The following is a 15,296-nucleotide window of genomic DNA, read 5'->3' as shown; positions in this document are numbered from 1 at the left end:
CAGTGTCCGAATTTCGGGGGGCAGCTCAGGTGGTCATCCGGGATGCCAAAAGCTACTGCGCGATTTTGATGGATAACAACAACAGAAAGCCAGTCTGCCGCCTGTATTTCAACTCGACCACTACTCGCTATATTGGCGTGTTTGATTCGGATAAAAACGAGGTCAGGCATAAGGTTGCTGGACCCGAAGACCTCTACATTTTTGCAGACCAGATCGAGTCCGTTATTAAAGCGTATGCTTGAACCCCGAGAGACTGAAACCGTGACGCTTCGTAATTGAAGTATCACCGACACAGCCATTCGAACAATAGACAGAACAAGGCCTAGAATCGCGCTGATGGCTATTCGGCCTCAGAACTTTCAGTGCTTATCGGGGCTTTTGAGTTCCTTGGATGAAAAAGGGCCAATAAATGGTAGTACCAACCTCCATCGAAGCTCAGTTTCGCCGCTTGGACAAACACCTCAAGGAGCTGAAACAATTCGGAGGTGGTGCCATGAGTGAAGACGAGAGCATAGTCGCCGCAGAAATTTGCAATTCTTGTGTACTGGCTCTGGACAAAGCGATGAATTCGGTCTGGCAAACAAAAGCTACCAAAAAAGAAGGTAAGGGTAAGCCGAACATTTACTTCCCAATCAACATGACGAGTAGAGAGAAGCTTGCCGAAAAGTTCAGAGCTTACCAGATGCCCAATATGGAAAATGAGAATCCTGAGATATTTCAGCTCATCGACTCTGTCCAAGTCTACAGAGGCGTGAAATGGCTTTCCGCCCTCCACAAACTGGCAGCGATTAGGCATGAAGAATTTCCGAAGATTGAGAAGGTGAAATCCTCCGGGATTGGCTTCGGAAGAGGTCAGGACTTATACATAAAATCCTTAGTAATTGATGAGAAAGGCCAAATTGATTTCCAAGGCTATGGCTTAAATCGAGCAACGGGCAAAATTGAACCTGCGATAGTAGAGGTGGTGGAAGAGATGCGCTCCGTGCTCAAGGATATTGGCATCGCCCCGTATAGTTTTTGCGAGTCATCTGTGACCAAGGTGAAGAGTCTTATCTCCAAGTTGTATAGGCTTCTTTAAAATCATCAGACCGGATGAAACGTACCCGCCGCCTTACGCCCACTTTCAAAAACCCCGTTGCTGTAAACTTCACTGTAATTCACTGCAAACTTCGCTGTCACGCTACAACAACGCTACACACATCCCTTCCCCCCATCCCCCCTTTGCAATAGTTCTGAAATAGTTTTTAATTAAACAGCCGTTCATTTCAGAGCAGAGGAGCCGCCGATGGATTTCGCCCTTACCGAGGAACAGACCGCCATTTTCGACATGGCCCATGCCTTTGGACAGGACCGCATCGCGCCGCATGCCCGCGATTGGGAGCGGGCGGGCACCATCCCCAAGGAGCTTTGGCCGGAAATCGCGGCCCTTGGCTTTGGCGGCCTCTATGTGAGCGAGGAGGCGGGCGGCTCTGGCCTGTCGCGCCTGGATGCCACGCTGGTGTTCGAGGCGCTCTCGATGGCCTGCCCCTCGGTCGCGGCGTTCCTCTCGATCCACAATATGTGCGCCAAGATGATCGACAAATTTGGCTCTGACGAGATGAAGGCGCGCGTGCTGCCCCGCGCCCTGACCATGGAAACGGTTCTGTCCTATTGCCTGACAGAGCCCGGGTCCGGCTCTGACGCCGCCGCCCTCAAGACCCGCGCCGAGCGCACCAACGAGGGCTATGCCCTCAACGGCACCAAGGCCTTCATCTCGGGCGGCGGTTATTCCGACGCTTACATCGTCATGGTCCGCACCGGCGGCGATGGCCCCAAGGGCATCTCGACCGTCTATGTCGAGGCCGGCACAGAGGGCCTCAGCTATGGCGGGCTCGAGGATAAAATGGGCTGGCGCAGCCAACCGACCCGGCAGGTGCAGTTTGACAATTGCAACATTTCTGCCGACGATCTGGTGGGTGAAGAGGGCAAAGGTTTCACTTATGCGATGAATGGCCTTGACGGTGGCCGCCTCAACATCGCCGCCTGCTCGCTTGGTGCGGCCCAGCAGGGTCTCACCCAAACTCTCGCCTATATGGCCGAGCGCCGCGCCTTCGGCAAACCGATCGACCAGTTTCAGGCGCTGCAATTCCGCCTTGCCGATATGGAAATCGAGCTTCAGGCCGCCCGCACCTTTCTCCGCCAGGCGGCGTGGAAGCTCGACAATAACGCCCCCGATGCCACCAAATTCTGCGCCATGGCCAAGAAATTCGTGACCGAAACCGGCAGTCGCGTGGTCAACCAATGCCTGCAACTGCATGGCGGCTACGGCTATCTCGCCGATTACGGGATCGAAAAACTGGTCCGCGACCTGCGCGTGCATGAGATCCTCGAAGGCACCAACGAGATCATGCGCCTGATCGTGGCGCGGCAGATGCTGGCGGGCCAATGACCGCCGACATCCACATCCGCAAGGAGGGGCGCGCCGGGCGTATCACCCTCACCCGCCCCAAGGCGCTGAATGCGCTCAGCTACGACATGGCCATGGCGATCGAGGCGGCGCTTGATGACTGGCGCGACGACGATGACGTGGTCCTCATCCTGATCGACGCGATAGGCGACAAGGCGTTTTGCGCAGGCGGCGACATCCAGCAACTCTACGACAGCGGGTGCGCCGGTGATTTCGCCTTTGGCCGCCGCTTCTGGGCCGATGAATACCGCCTGAATGCCAAGATCGCGCACTATCCCAAACCCTATGTCGCGCTGATGCAGGGCTTTGTCATGGGGGGCGGCGTGGGCATTTCCTGTCACGGGTCGCACCGCATCACCTGCGAGAGCACGCAAATCGCAATGCCCGAATGTAGCATCGGCCTTGTGCCCGACGTGGGCGGCTCGCTGATCCTTGCGCGCGCCCCCGGACGCTTGGGCGAATACCTTGGCACCACCGGCACGCGCATGGGGTCGGATGATGCCATTCATGCCGGTTTTGCAGATGCTTACGTGCCAGAGCTCAAGTGGCCCACCCTCACCGCCGCGCTCATCGAGAGCGGCGATCCCAGCACAATCGCGGCCCATGCCGCACCGCCGCCCCCCGGTGCCTTGCGCATGCTCAGCCCCCAGATTGACCGCCATTTCGGCGGCGAGACCCTGCGCGACATCCTCAATGCCCTGCGCGCCGACGACAGCGATTTCGCCCGTGACACAATGAAACTCCTCAGCCGCAGTTCCCCTCTCTCTATGGCCTGCACCATCGAGATGATCCACCGCCTGCGCGGCCCCGCCGCCGATATCGCGCGCGCCCTTGGCCTTGAGTATCGTTTCACCTATCGTGCCATGGAACAGGGCGATTTTCTCGAGGGCATCCGCGCCGCGATCATCGACAAGGACAGAAAACCAATTTGGAAACATGGGCTTGACAGCCTGCCGGGCAGTGCCGTCGCGCAGATGCTGCAACCCTTGGGCAAGAACGCCCTGACGCTGGAGGAGACAAGACCATGAAAATCGGGTTTATCGGGCTGGGCAATATGGGCGCGCCGATGGCGGCCAATCTGGCCCGTGCAGGCCATGACGTCACCGGCTTTGACATGGCAGCGGTGCAAATCGACGGCGTGACCATGGCCGCCAGCGCCGCAGAGGCCGCGCGCGACGCCGCCGTGGTTATCACCATGCTGCCCAACGGGTCCATCCTGCGCAAGGTCGCAGCCGACGTGATCCCGGCCATGGCCCCCGGCGCGGTGCTGCTGGACTGCTCCACCGTCGATGTCGCCAGCGCCCGCGATGTGGCCACTCAGGCGCAGGCGGCGGGCCTCTCGGCACTCGATGCGCCGGTGTCGGGCGGTGTCGGCGGGGCGACCGCTGGCACGCTCACCTTCATGGTCGGCGGCGATGAGGCAGGCTTTAACGTCGCCCGCGAACTCTTTGACATCATGGGGCAAAAGGCGGTGCATTGCGGCCCTTCCGGCAATGGTCAGGCGGCCAAGATCTGCAACAACATGATCCTCGGCGTCACCATGATCGCCACTTGCGAGGCCTTTGCCTTGGCCGACAAACTGGGCCTCGACCGGCAGGCGATGTTCGATGTGGTCTCGACCTCGTCGGGCTATAGCTGGTCGATGAACGCCTATTGCCCGGCCCCCGGCGTGGGCCCCAAATCCCCCGCCGACAACGATTACAAACCGGGCTTTGCGGCCGACCTCATGCTCAAGGACCTGCGCCTCTCGCAACAGGCCGCCGAGGCGGCGGATGCCGACACCCCCATGGGTCGCGCCGCCTGTGATCTCTACGCGCAATTCGTGGAATCCGAGGATGGCGCGGGCCGCGATTTCTCGGCCATGCTACCCCGGTTCGAGAAACGCGGGCGCGGCTGATGGCATGGGTGGCGCGCGCCCCCGGCCTGCCGCCGCTCGACCCCAAGGCACGCGCCCTGCTCGACCGCCTGACGCCGATGGCCGCCCCGGCGGGCACCGTGCTCTTTCACCCCGGCGATACGGTCAAGGGCTTTGTCATCATGCTCTCGGGTCGGGTCGATGTCTATCTCACCGGCACTTCGGGGCGTGAACTCCTGCTCTACGCGGTCGAGCCGGGGCAGAGCTGCGTGCAATCCACCCTTGGCCTCATGGGCGGTGATGATTATTCCGGCGAGGCGATCACCCGCACGGCTTGCGAACTCGTGCTCGTGCCGCGCGACACCTTCCTGCGCCTCATGGACCTCTCCGACGCGTTTCGGCATTTCGTCTTCGCGGCCTTCGCGCAGCGCCTGCAATCCATGATGCACCTGCTCGACCGCGTGGCGTTTCAGCGCATCGAAACCCGCCTTGCGCAATGCCTGCTTGACCGCGCGACGGGCGACACGCTCCATGCCACCCATGCCGAGATTGCGGTGATGATCGGCTCCGCCCGCGAGGTGGTCTCGCGCCGCCTCGATGCTTTGGCCCGCCGCGGTCTCGTGGCGATCGAGCGGGGCACCGTGCGCCTCATCGACCGCGCCACCCTGACCGAGATTGCCCATAGCGGCGACTAAGCGCATCCATGAGGCCAATCGCGCGCGCGCCATAAGGCCAGCGCAATCTTGCCCCTTCCCCTTGCCCTCTGCTGCGATATGTTGCACGACGAGATCTGAGAAACGACCCGATTGAAGGACCGGCGTAATGGCTGACGGAATGATGGACATCAACGCGAAACCGACCGAGGAAATCTCGGTCCGCGAGACATTCGGCATCGACACCGACATGATCGTCAAGGGTTTCGCCACCCGCACCGAGCGTGTGCCGGAATTCGACACCACCTATAAATTCGACCCCGACACCACGCTCGCGATCCTCGCCGGGTTTTCCCACAACCGCCGCGTGATGATCCAAGGCTATCATGGCACCGGCAAATCGACCCATATTGAACAGGTCGCCGCCCGGCTCAACTGGCCCTGCGTGCGCGTCAACCTCGACAGCCACATCAGCCGGATCGACCTGATCGGCAAGGACGCGATCAAACTGCGTGACGGCGTGCAGGTGACGGAATTCCACGAAGGCATCCTGCCTTGGGCGCTGCGCAACCCGACCGCCATCGTGTTCGACGAATACGACGCAGGCCGCGCCGATGTGATGTTCGTGATCCAACGCGTGCTCGAGGCGGATGGCAAGCTCACGCTTCTGGACCAGAACGAAGTGATTTCGCCCAACCCCTATTTCCGCCTCTTTGCCACGGCCAATACCGTGGGTCTGGGCGACACCACCGGGCTCTATCACGGCACCCAACAGATCAATCAGGGCCAGATGGACCGCTGGTCGCTGGTGGCCACGCTCAACTATCTCAGCCATGACGCCGAAACCGCCATCGTGCTGGCCAAGAACCCGCTCTACAACACCGCAGACGGGCGCAAGACCATCAGCCGCATGGTGACGGTCGCGGACCTCTCGCGCACTGCCTTCATGAATGGCGAACTCAGCACCGTCATGAGCCCCCGCACCGTGATCGCATGGGCACAGAACGCCACCATCTTCCGCAATGTGGGCTACGCCTTCCGCCTGACCTTCCTCAACAAATGCGACGAGTTGGAGCGTCAGACCGTCGCCGAATTCTACCAGCGCTGCTTTGACGAGGAACTGCCCGAGAGTGCCGCGAATGTGAAAGTGCGGTGACGCGAACGGGTGCTTCAGACCTCGGTCTTGGACGCGTCTTCCAGAGTGGACACGCGTGCGTCAAGATCGTGGGAATGCGCCGCCATGAGTGTCAAAATATGCGTAAGCCCGTCGATGCGCGCATCAACCCCGTCAAAACGGGTATCCATCGCGTCAAACCGCTCGCGCATTTCCCTGCGCATCTCTTGCAAGAGTGCTACGGTATGATTGTCCGGTGTCTCTGCCATTCGGCGGCTCCCTCTTGGGCCAAGATAAGCTCTTGGATGCATCATTGCAAACTTTCGGTTAACACATCGCTAACTGCCAAAACCACGGGGACAGCCCGATGAACAAACCCACCGACAACCCCGCCGATCCGTTCAAAAAGGCGCTCGCCAACGCCACCAAGGTGATGGCGGACGATTCCGAACTGACGATCAGCTATTCGGTGGACCCCAGCGGCATCTCGGGCGAGGCCATGCGCCTGCCGCAGGTCTCTCGCCGCATGAGCCGCGAAGAGGTGCTCTTGGCCCGCGGCACCGCCGACGCCCTTGCCCTTCGGCACAAATTCCATGACGCGGGCACCCATGCCCGCTACGCGCCCCCCGGCGACATGGCGCGCGACCTCTACGAGGCGATGGAAACCGCGCGGTGCGAGGCGGTGGGCGCCCGCGATATGCCCGGCACCGCCACCAATATCGACGCCAAGATCGCGCAAGACGCCAATCGTCTGGGGTTCGAGCGGATCACTTCGACCGCCGACGCGCCCCTGCCCGCCGCCGCCGGATACCTCATCCGCCATCTCGCCACAGGCCGCGACATGCCCGCAGGCGCGCAAAACGTGATGAACCTCTGGCGCGGCTTCATTGAAGAGCAAGCGGGCGGGACGCTCAATGCGCTTCAGGATACCCTCGCGGATCAAACAGCTTTCGCCAAATTCGCCCGCCGCATCATCGAGGATCTGGGCTACGGCGACCAGTTGGGCGATGATCCCGACAGTATGGATGACGACCAGCAGGACGACGCGGAAGAATCCGGCGAAGAGCAGGAAGAGCCCGACAGCTCCGGTCAGGATGACAGCGAGGAAACCGAGGCCGAAGCCGACCCCGAGCGCAGCCAGGACGAACAACAGGACGCGGCCCAGGCTCAGGTCAGCATGGAGGACATGGCCGACGAGGACATGCAAGACGAAACCGAGCTGCCCGAGGGCGAAGCACCGCTCGAGCCGCCCGCCCCTGCGCCCATTTCCGACGCTGACCCGCATTACACCGTCTACAATACCGCCTTTGACGAGGAAATCCGCGCCGAGGATCTGGCCGACCCGGTCGAGCTTGAACGCCTGCGCGCCTATCTCGATCAACAGTTGGAACCGCTCAAGGGCGCGGTCAGCCGCCTTGCCAACAAATTGCAACGCCGCCTTCAGGCGCAGCAGAGCCGCTCTTGGGAATTCGACCGCGAAGAGGGCATCCTCGACGCAGGCCGCCTTGCGCGCGTGGTGGCCAACCCAACCACCCCGCTCAGCTTCAAGGTGGAAAAGGATACAGAGTTCCGCGACACGATGGTGACGCTGCTCTTGGACAATTCCGGCTCGATGCGCGGCCGCCCCATTTCCATCGCCGCCATCTGCGCCGATGTTCTGGCGCGCACACTCGAACGCTGCTCGGTCAAGGTCGAGATTCTGGGCTTCACCACCCGCGCGTGGAAAGGCGGCCAAAGCCGCGAGAAATGGCTGGCCGAAGGGCGCCCGCAACTGCCCGGCCGCCTCAATGACCTGCGCCACATCATCTACAAATCCGCCGACGCCCCCATGCGCCGCACCCGCGACAATCTCGGGCTTATGATGAAAGAGGGTCTGCTCAAGGAAAACATCGACGGCGAGGCGCTCGAATGGGCGCACCGCCGCATGGTGGCCCGCAAAGAGGCGCGCAAGATCCTGATGGTGATCTCCGACGGCGCGCCGGTTGATGACAGCACCCTCTCGGTCAACCCCGCCAATTACCTTGAAAAGCACCTGCGCGACGTGATCGCCATGGTCGAGCGCCGCAAACAGGTGGAACTCCTCGCCATCGGCATCGGCCATGACGTCACCCGCTATTACCAGCGCGCCGTGACCATCACCGACGCCGACCAACTGGCCGGGGCCATGACCGAACAACTGGCCGCGCTTTTTGACAGCGACCCGCGCGCCCGTGCCCGCGTCATGGGCATCCGCCGCGCAGGCTGATCCGGCCCCGGTTTCATCTGGCCCAAAATACCTCGGGGGAGGCCCGGATGAAATCCGGGACGGGGGCAGCGCCCCCAATCCCCGACCGCTCTGCAGGAGAACGCATGTTCCAGTCCTTCACCGAATCCGCCCGCCCCGACCAAGGCCCGCCCCGCCTGACCCAACTGCGTCGCGCCATGGCCGAGGTGGGTCTTGCGGGCTGGCTCGTGCCCCGCGCCGATGCCCATCAGGGCGAATATGTCGCCCGCTGCGATGACCGTCTGGCATGGCTCACGGGCTTTACCGGCTCGGCCGGGTTCTGCGCGGTCTTGCCGGATGTGGCGGGCGTGTTCATTGACGGGCGCTACCGCGTGCAGGCACGCACCCAGGTTGCCGCCACGCATTTCACCCCTGTCGACTGGCCCGACACCCGCCTTGGCCCGTGGCTGCGCGCCCATCTGCGAGAGGGCGGCGACGTGGGCTTTGATCCCTGGCTCTACACCCCCGAACAGATCGACGCCCTGACCGAGGCCCTGACCGGCAGCGCCATCACTTTCAAACCCCACGCCAACCTGATCGACAGCATCTGGCCCGACCGTCCCGCGCCCCCTCAAGGGGCCATTACCCCTTGGCCCGATACCCTCACCGGGGCCAGTTCAGCCCAGAAACGCGCCAGCTTGGCCGAAACCCTGCGCAAGGCGGGCCAGACCTCGGCGGTCCTCACCCTCACCGATTCCATCGCGTGGCTCTTCAACATCCGGGGCCGCGACATCCCGCGCAACCCGGTTGCACAGGGCTTTGCCATCCTGCACGACGACGGGCGCGCCGCCCTCTTCACCGATCCCGCCAAGCTTGACGCCACCGCCCGCGCGCATCTTGGGCCCGAGATCACCCTCACCCCCCCCGACACCTTCGAGACAACCCTTGCCGCTCTTCCCGGCCCGGTGCGCCTTGACCGCGCCAGCGTGCCCCTGCGTGTGGTGCAGGTGCTCGATAGCGCAGGCGTGCCGCATGTCTGGGGCGCTGATCCCTGCATCCTGCCCAAGGCGCGCAAAACCCCCGCCGAGATTGCCGCCACCCGCGCCGCCCACCTGCGCGACGGGGCGGCGATGTGCGAGTTTCTGGCGTGGTTCGACGCGCAATCCCCCGGCACGCTCACCGAAATCGACGTGGTGCGCCAGCTTGAGCAGGCCCGCGCCGCCACCGGAAAACTCCTCGACATCAGCTTTGACACCATCGCTGGCTCCGGTCCCAACGGCGCGCTGCCGCATTACCGCGTGACCGAGGCCAGCAACCGCCGCCTGCTTGACGGCGAGTTGCTCGTGCTCGACAGCGGCGGGCAATATCTTGATGGCACCACCGACATCACCCGCACCCTGCCCATCGGCACCCCCGGAGCCGAGGAACGCGCCGCCTTCACCCGTGTGTTGCAGGGCATGATCGCCATTTCGCGCCTGCGCTTCCCGCGGGGCCTCGCGGGGCGCGACCTTGACGCCATCGCGCGCTATCCCCTTTGGCTCGCGGATCAGGATTACGCCCATGGCACCGGCCACGGGGTCGGCGTGCATCTTTGCGTCCACGAAGGCCCGCAACGCCTCTCGCGCCTCTCCGACACGCCGCTCGAGCCGGGGATGATTCTCTCGAACGAGCCCGGCTATTACCGCGAGGGCGCTTTTGGCATCCGAATCGAGAATCTCATCGTTGTGACCGCGCTCGACCCGGCTCCGGGCGGTGACGGGGCCACCCAGATTGGGTTCGAAACACTGACCTATACTCCGATAGATACCCGCCTCATAGACGATACTCTGCTCACAAAACCCGAACGGGACTGGCTCAACACCTATCACACCGCCTGCCGCGACAAGATTGGCCCTCTGCTTTCGCCCCCTGCCCGGCTATGGTTGGACAAAGTAACGCAGACAAGCTGACATATTCCTGTTAGGTTCCTGCGTCAGACCAAAATCAAGATCAAAAAAACAAGGGGATGGACAATGGCACGTATCACGATTCGCAAGGCCGAAGGCACATGGACAGTGCGCGCCGGAGGCGCCGTTCTGGGCGAGAGCCGCAATGCACTGGAATTGACCGAAGGCGATTATCCCTTCGTGATCTATTTCCCGCGCGCGGATATCGCCATGGCCTTTCTCGAGGAAAGCCCGCAATCGAGCCATTGCCCCTACAAGGGCGACGCGCGCTATTACTCGATCATCACCAAGAGCCAGACGCTGCAAAACGCGGCCTGGAGCTATGAGGCGCCCAAGCCCGAGGTGGCCGAGATCAAGGATCACATCGCCTTCTACGCGACCGACTCCGTCACCATTGAACGGGTCTAAAAGCGCAGCAGACCGGCGCTCAGCTATGCTCTTCCTCTGACACCGCCGCCAGAGCGCGGTTATAGGCCTTGAGCGCATCCACATGAAACAGCGCGCCCGACAATTCGGGCGGCTGATCCCCCCCAGACAGAGTGACCACCGGCACAAAGGGCACATTCGCCCGCTCGAAAAGCGGCATCGCCTGTTCCAGCGTGGCAGCCACGTCAAGATAGACCCCCTGCTCGATCAACGACCAGCATTGATCCCTATCCGCCGCCCGTGCATCATCCGGCGCGCGCATCACCTTGGACACCCGGAACATGCCCAAGAGATAATCCTGCGGCCCCGCCGCAAGCCGGATCCCCCGCCGCATGAGCTGCGCCAGAAAGAATGACCGCCGCACCAGCCGTGATCCCAGCGCGGTCGAGGTCGAAACCGCCACCATCACCGCCAGCCCCGTCTGCCAATCCCCCGTCAACTCGAATACGATCAGCGTGGTCGAGATTGGCGCGCCCAGCACCGCCGCCGCCACCGCGCCCATCCCCGCCAGCGCATAGAGCGTGTGCGCGCCCGACACGTCCGGCAAGAGCGCCGTTGCCACATGGCCAAACGCCAGCCCGGTCAGCGCGCCCACCATCAGCGAGGGCGAAAAGACCCCGCCCCCCATCCGCCCGCCAATAGTGATCGCCACCGCCACCACCTTGAGCACGGCAAACACCGCCGCCTCATGCCACAAGAGCTTGCCCGTCAGCGCAGCCGACGTGGTCTCGTATCCGACCCCGATGATATGCGGAAACCAGATCGCCATGAGACCCAGCAGCGCCCCCGCCCCGACGGGCCGCAACCAACGCGGCAAGCCCAGCCGCGCCTGAACATGCCCCGCCACATCCTCGGCCAGAAAGATCGCCCGCATCAGCGCCGCCGCCACCACGCCGCAGATCAGCCCAAGGATCAGAAAGGCCGGCAATTCGGCGTAGAATTCCAGCACGCTGGCTTCGGGCAGGTCGAATTCCGTCACCCCGCCAAATTCCAGCCGGTTGATCACCGTCCCCGCCACGCTGGCAATGGCAATCGGTGCAAAGGCATGCACCGCGAAATGCCGCAGCACCACTTCGAGCGCAAAAAGCGCCCCCGCAATCGGCGCATTGAACGAGGCCGACACCGCCGCCGCCACCGCACAGCCCAAAAGATCGCGGCCCGTCACCCCATCGGCATGGATACGCTCGCTCACCCAGCTTGCAATCACCCCTGCCAGATGCACCACCGGCCCCTCGCGCCCCGAAGAGCCGCCCGTGCCCAGCGTGATCAGCGACGCCGCCGCCGAGGCCAGACCCTCGCGCCGCTCTACCCGACCCTCATAGAGCGCGGCGCCCTCGATCACATCCGCGACCGAACGCACCCGCCCATCCGGGGTAAAGCGGTGCAGGATCAGCCCCACCACCAGCCCGCCCACAATGGGCAGCATCAAGATCCAGTACCACGGCAGATGTTCCGCATAGCTATGCAGCCGCGCCACATCCTCGGTGCCGTAAACCAAACCTTGCAAGGCGGTGATGCCCTTGCGAAAGAGCAGCGCCGCAAACCCGGCGGCAATACCGATGGCCAGCGCAATCAGCCAGAATTGAAACTGGCTCGGTCCCCGCTTGCGCAGCACGCGCCAGCCCTCGCGCAGGCTCTCGCCCATGCCCCGGCGCAACTGGCCCCAAAAGGATGGCTCTTCAGCCTGCATCTCTCTCCTTCACGCCTCACGCGCGCTGCTTACATTGCGCCCTGCGCGCGCTTTTCCCTTCCGGCGACATGCATTAGGCTGCGCCCAACGACCCATCTAGAAAGCCGCCCCATGGACATCGCCCGCGCCATCGCAGACCTCCAATCCTCTCTAGGCCATGGGATCACCCTGTCCAAGTCCGATCTCGACCTGCATGGCCAGAGCGAATCGCATTTTCCGCCCAGCCCGCCCGATGCCGTGGTCTACCCCGAGAGCTCGGCAGAGGTGGCCGAGGTCGTGACCATCTGCGCCCGTCACCGCGTGCCGGTCGTGGCCTGGGGCACCGGCACCTCGCTCGAAGGTCAGGCGCAGGCGTTTCGCGGCGGCATCGTGGTCGATTTCTCCCGCATGAACGCCGTGCTCGAGGTGGCCGAGGCCGACATGACCGCGCGGGTGCAACCGGGCGTGACGCGCGAGGCGCTCAACACCGCGCTGCGCGCTTCCGGCCTTTTCTTTCCGGTCGATCCCGGTGCCAATGCCTCTCTGGGCGGCATGGCCTCGACCCGCGCCAGCGGCACCACTGCCGTCAGATACGGCACCATGCGCGACAATGTTCTGGCGCTCGAGGTCGTGACCGCCTCAGGCGAGGTGATCCGCACCGGCACCGGCGCGCGCAAATCCTCGTCGGGCTATGATCTCACCGGGCTGTTCGTGGGGTCCGAGGGCACGCTTGGCCTTATCACCGAGCTTACCCTGCGCCTCGCAGGCCAGCCCGAGGCGATTTCCGCAGCGGTCTGCGCCTTTGACAGCGTGGGCGATGCGGTCGCCACCGTGATCGAGACCATCCAATGCGGCATCCCCATCGCCCGGATCGAGCTGATGGATACCGACAGCGTGCGCGCGGTCAACGCCCATTCCAAGATGACCCTGCCCGAAAAACCCCACCTCCTGCTCGAATTCCACGGCACCCCCGCCAGCACAGCCGAACAGGCCGAGAGCTTTGGCGCCTTGGCCCGCGAGCATAACGGATCGGATTTCGACTGGGCCACCCAGACCGAGGCGCGCAACGCCCTCTGGACCATGCGCCACAATGCCTATTACGCCATCCTCGCGGCCCGCCCCGGCGCGCGCGCCATTGTCACCGACATCTGCGTGCCGATCTCGCGTCTGGCCGAAGCGATCGAAGAGACCCGCAGCGATCTCGCCCACTCCGGCGTCATGGGGCCGATCCTGGGCCATGTCGGCGATGGCAATTTCCACGCGATCCTGCTCATCGACCCCGACAACCCCGCCGAACTCACCGCCGCCAAAGCCGCCTCCGACCGCATGGTCACACGCGCGCTGGCCCTTGGCGGCACCGCCACCGGCGAACATGGCATCGGGATCGGCAAACTGGATTACATGGCGCGCGAACACGGGGCCGGCTGGGCGCTGATGGGCACGATCAAACAGGCCCTCGACCCGCTCAACATCCTCAACCCCGGCAAACTCGTCCCGCCGAGGAATTGAGGGGGCATCTCTGTTAAGGAGCGTCGGTATACGCCAGAAAAGGATAAGGTGCGATATCGCGCAAAAAGTCTGTTTTAGTCTGCGTCGTTGTGAAGTGCAGTTTTTTGCCAAGTATACTGAAAGCCACTAAGCGCGGCTCCGGCACTGCGGTGGAGAATTTTCATTTCAAGACAAAACCTAGTCTTCCGTGGCTTTTTGAAAACGTCTTCGTAAAACAACACACCGAAAAAAACTAGTTTCTTGGAAGGCTCATGAAGAACAATCTGTTTTATTTGGTCTTCAGTTATAACGCTGCCATTTTCAGCAAGGCCTGTTACCTTGTCGCCTGCAGGCAGAACATCGTTCGGCTCAGGCCCGTTTGCTACAGGATCAACCAAATCCGTGTTGTGCTTGGGGAAGTCCATTTCTACGATTGCGATACCGGCTGCATAACGATGCTTAAGTGCAGGGCTGTTACCACTGTTTTTTGTTACAAACTCAACTTGCGGTATCTCACCTGCAACGAATTTTCTCAGAATAGTATTTCCTTCGCTCGCATCTAGGGAAAGGTAAGCTCTCACTTGAGCCTCCCCAATTTCCCGAGTGTCGGAAATAGCAATTCTGGTATGCTTAAGAGACAGAAAAATTGCCCACACGCCAACAACAGAGACCACAGCACCGAAAGAAGTTAGCCAAAACAGAGCTTGCGCCCAATAAGCCATATCTTTTTGGGCGATCAAATCTTGGTCACTATGCTTCCGGTTAACGTAGTCCTTTATTTCAATAGCCAGGCAGTCAGCCAATCTTTCTGCCGGTGGTATCAAATCAGCACAGATGTCAGCTATTTGATTGGCAGCTTGGTCAGTCTGCCTTAGTTCAGCAAAGTTGCGCTGTTCCCACTGTTTTCCTACGTCTAAAGCACCCATCAGCGTGGTAACCACTACGTTTAGCGCAACTCCCAAAGCTAGAAGCTGAAATGTTATCGCCGCAGCCCATCGCAACAATTTTCCTGTTAACGTCATTACATATGCGCCGCCAAACTGATTTCTAGAAAACGTGGTAGCGGCGCCGACCTCCCTCTCACTGATTCCAATACCTGCCAGCTTTTCAACAAGTTTTGCGCAAGTCACGCCATTTCAACTCAACCCAAACACAAGAGAGCTTTTCGCCGGGCTTCCAATTATTTCTATAGGGCGCGCCCCGCGCCCCCTTCATCTGGCCAAAGATACCTCGGGGGAGTCGGCCACAGGCCGACGGGGGCAGCGCCCCCAAACCTCAGCCCTCCATCAGTGCCTCGGCGGCGGCGCGGGCTTCCGGTGTGATCCGCTCGCCCGAGAGCATCCGCGCGATCTCGTCCACCCGGTCCGCCCCCGTCATCGCCCGCACGGTCGAGAGCGTTTCTTCCCCCTCGACCCGCTTTTCCACCCGCCAGTGGTGTGCGCCGCGCGCGGCCACCTGCGGCGAATGTGTGACCACCAGCACCTGACCGCCTGCCG

The 15,296-nt window shown here is 62.2% G+C and carries 13 protein-coding genes and 2 pseudogenes; 11 read left to right on the top strand and 4 right to left on the bottom strand.

Going from position 1 to position 15,296, the window contains the following annotated elements; genetic code table 11:
* From KBT70_RS15390 to cobS, 7 genes and pseudogenes are all read left to right on the top strand, one after another.
* Window positions 1-242 (top strand): annotated as a pseudogene (locus KBT70_RS15390) (restriction endonuclease); the annotation flags it as partial.
* Between the two features lie 167 nt (window positions 243-409).
* Window positions 410-1,078, top strand: a complete 669-nt coding sequence (locus tag KBT70_RS15385; protein ID WP_296635808.1) for a hypothetical protein — start codon at window positions 410-412, stop codon at window positions 1,076-1,078.
* A 207-nt stretch (window positions 1,079-1,285) separates the two neighbouring features.
* On the top strand, window positions 1,286-2,428 hold the full coding sequence (locus tag KBT70_RS15380) for an acyl-CoA dehydrogenase family protein (protein ID WP_296635803.1): 1,143 nt from the start codon (window positions 1,286-1,288) through the stop codon (window positions 2,426-2,428).
* Window positions 2,425-3,474 (top strand): enoyl-CoA hydratase/isomerase family protein, encoded by a 1,050-nt coding sequence (locus KBT70_RS15375; protein WP_296635800.1) that lies wholly within the window; start codon window positions 2,425-2,427, stop codon window positions 3,472-3,474. Before KBT70_RS15380 ends, KBT70_RS15375 begins: the two co-directional genes overlap by 4 nt.
* Window positions 3,471-4,343: a 3-hydroxyisobutyrate dehydrogenase gene (mmsB, locus tag KBT70_RS15370; RefSeq protein WP_296635796.1), complete on the top strand. Its 873-nt coding sequence runs from the start codon at window positions 3,471-3,473 to the stop codon at window positions 4,341-4,343. The genes KBT70_RS15375 and mmsB overlap by 4 nt, the downstream gene beginning before the upstream one ends.
* On the top strand, window positions 4,343-4,996 hold the full coding sequence (locus KBT70_RS15365) for a Crp/Fnr family transcriptional regulator (RefSeq protein ID WP_296635792.1): 654 nt from the start codon (window positions 4,343-4,345) through the stop codon (window positions 4,994-4,996). The genes mmsB and KBT70_RS15365 overlap by 1 nt, the downstream gene beginning before the upstream one ends.
* A 127-nt stretch (window positions 4,997-5,123) precedes the next feature.
* Entirely contained in the window at window positions 5,124-6,110 is a 987-nt protein-coding gene (gene cobS, locus KBT70_RS15360) for a cobaltochelatase subunit CobS (protein ID WP_296635789.1), read from the top strand.
* A gap of 14 nt (window positions 6,111-6,124) precedes the next feature.
* On the opposite strand, the gene KBT70_RS15355 is transcribed toward cobS, so the two are convergent.
* Window positions 6,125-6,337 (bottom strand): hypothetical protein, encoded by a 213-nt coding sequence (locus KBT70_RS15355; RefSeq protein WP_296635784.1) that lies wholly within the window; start codon window positions 6,335-6,337, stop codon window positions 6,125-6,127.
* A gap of 98 nt (window positions 6,338-6,435) precedes the next feature.
* Here KBT70_RS15355 and cobT point away from each other — a divergent pair, with 98 nt between their 5' ends.
* From cobT to KBT70_RS15340, 3 genes are all read left to right on the top strand, one after another.
* Complete coding sequence (gene cobT, locus KBT70_RS15350; protein ID WP_296635779.1) at window positions 6,436-8,313, top strand: cobaltochelatase subunit CobT; 1,878 nt, start codon at window positions 6,436-6,438, stop codon at window positions 8,311-8,313.
* Window positions 8,314-8,417: 104 nt separating this feature from the next.
* Window positions 8,418-10,220 (top strand): aminopeptidase P family protein, encoded by a 1,803-nt coding sequence (locus tag KBT70_RS15345; protein WP_296635776.1) that lies wholly within the window; start codon window positions 8,418-8,420, stop codon window positions 10,218-10,220.
* A gap of 63 nt (window positions 10,221-10,283) precedes the next feature.
* A complete protein-coding gene (locus KBT70_RS15340) occupies window positions 10,284-10,625 on the top strand; it encodes a DUF427 domain-containing protein (RefSeq protein ID WP_296635773.1) in 342 nt (113 codons plus the stop codon).
* 19 nt (window positions 10,626-10,644) lie between these two features.
* On the opposite strand, the gene KBT70_RS15335 is transcribed toward KBT70_RS15340, so the two are convergent.
* Window positions 10,645-12,333 (bottom strand): chloride channel protein, encoded by a 1,689-nt coding sequence (locus KBT70_RS15335; RefSeq protein WP_296635771.1) that lies wholly within the window; start codon window positions 12,331-12,333, stop codon window positions 10,645-10,647.
* A gap of 111 nt (window positions 12,334-12,444) precedes the next feature.
* Here KBT70_RS15335 and KBT70_RS15330 point away from each other — a divergent pair, with 111 nt between their 5' ends.
* Window positions 12,445-13,821, top strand: coding sequence for an FAD-linked oxidase C-terminal domain-containing protein (locus KBT70_RS15330; protein WP_296635766.1), 1,377 nt, complete (start codon window positions 12,445-12,447; stop codon window positions 13,819-13,821).
* 74 nt (window positions 13,822-13,895) lie between these two features.
* Here the strand turns inward: KBT70_RS15330 and KBT70_RS15325 are convergent, their stop codons facing one another.
* Entirely contained in the window at window positions 13,896-14,930 is a 1,035-nt protein-coding gene (locus KBT70_RS15325) for a hypothetical protein (protein ID WP_296635763.1), read from the bottom strand.
* 145 nt (window positions 14,931-15,075) lie between these two features.
* Window positions 15,076-15,296 (bottom strand): annotated as a pseudogene (locus KBT70_RS15320) (DNA repair protein RecN); the annotation flags it as partial.

This window comes from Roseovarius sp., from assembly GCF_018066915.1.
Lineage (GTDB): Bacteria > Pseudomonadota > Alphaproteobacteria > Rhodobacterales > Rhodobacteraceae > Roseovarius.
This window is presented reverse-complemented; position numbering and strand designations above follow the sequence as displayed.

Excerpts from the sequence above, each read along its gene's own strand:
- KBT70_RS15385 (WP_296635808.1), top strand. The coding sequence starts at position 410 with ATGGTAGTACCAACCTCCATCGAAGCTCAGTTTCGCCGCTTGGACAAA.
- KBT70_RS15380 (WP_296635803.1), top strand. The coding sequence starts at position 1,286 with ATGGATTTCGCCCTTACCGAGGAACAGACCGCCATTTTCGACATGGCC.
- KBT70_RS15375 (WP_296635800.1), top strand. The coding sequence starts at position 2,425 with ATGACCGCCGACATCCACATCCGCAAGGAGGGGCGCGCCGGGCGTATC.
- mmsB (WP_296635796.1), top strand. The coding sequence starts at position 3,471 with ATGAAAATCGGGTTTATCGGGCTGGGCAATATGGGCGCGCCGATGGCG.
- KBT70_RS15365 (WP_296635792.1), top strand. The coding sequence starts at position 4,343 with ATGGCATGGGTGGCGCGCGCCCCCGGCCTGCCGCCGCTCGACCCCAAG.
- cobS (WP_296635789.1), top strand. The coding sequence starts at position 5,124 with ATGGCTGACGGAATGATGGACATCAACGCGAAACCGACCGAGGAAATC.
- KBT70_RS15355 (WP_296635784.1), bottom strand. The coding sequence starts at position 6,337 with ATGGCAGAGACACCGGACAATCATACCGTAGCACTCTTGCAAGAGATG.
- cobT (WP_296635779.1), top strand. The coding sequence starts at position 6,436 with ATGAACAAACCCACCGACAACCCCGCCGATCCGTTCAAAAAGGCGCTC.
- KBT70_RS15345 (WP_296635776.1), top strand. The coding sequence starts at position 8,418 with ATGTTCCAGTCCTTCACCGAATCCGCCCGCCCCGACCAAGGCCCGCCC.
- KBT70_RS15340 (WP_296635773.1), top strand. The coding sequence starts at position 10,284 with ATGGCACGTATCACGATTCGCAAGGCCGAAGGCACATGGACAGTGCGC.
- KBT70_RS15335 (WP_296635771.1), bottom strand. The coding sequence starts at position 12,333 with ATGCAGGCTGAAGAGCCATCCTTTTGGGGCCAGTTGCGCCGGGGCATG.
- KBT70_RS15330 (WP_296635766.1), top strand. The coding sequence starts at position 12,445 with ATGGACATCGCCCGCGCCATCGCAGACCTCCAATCCTCTCTAGGCCAT.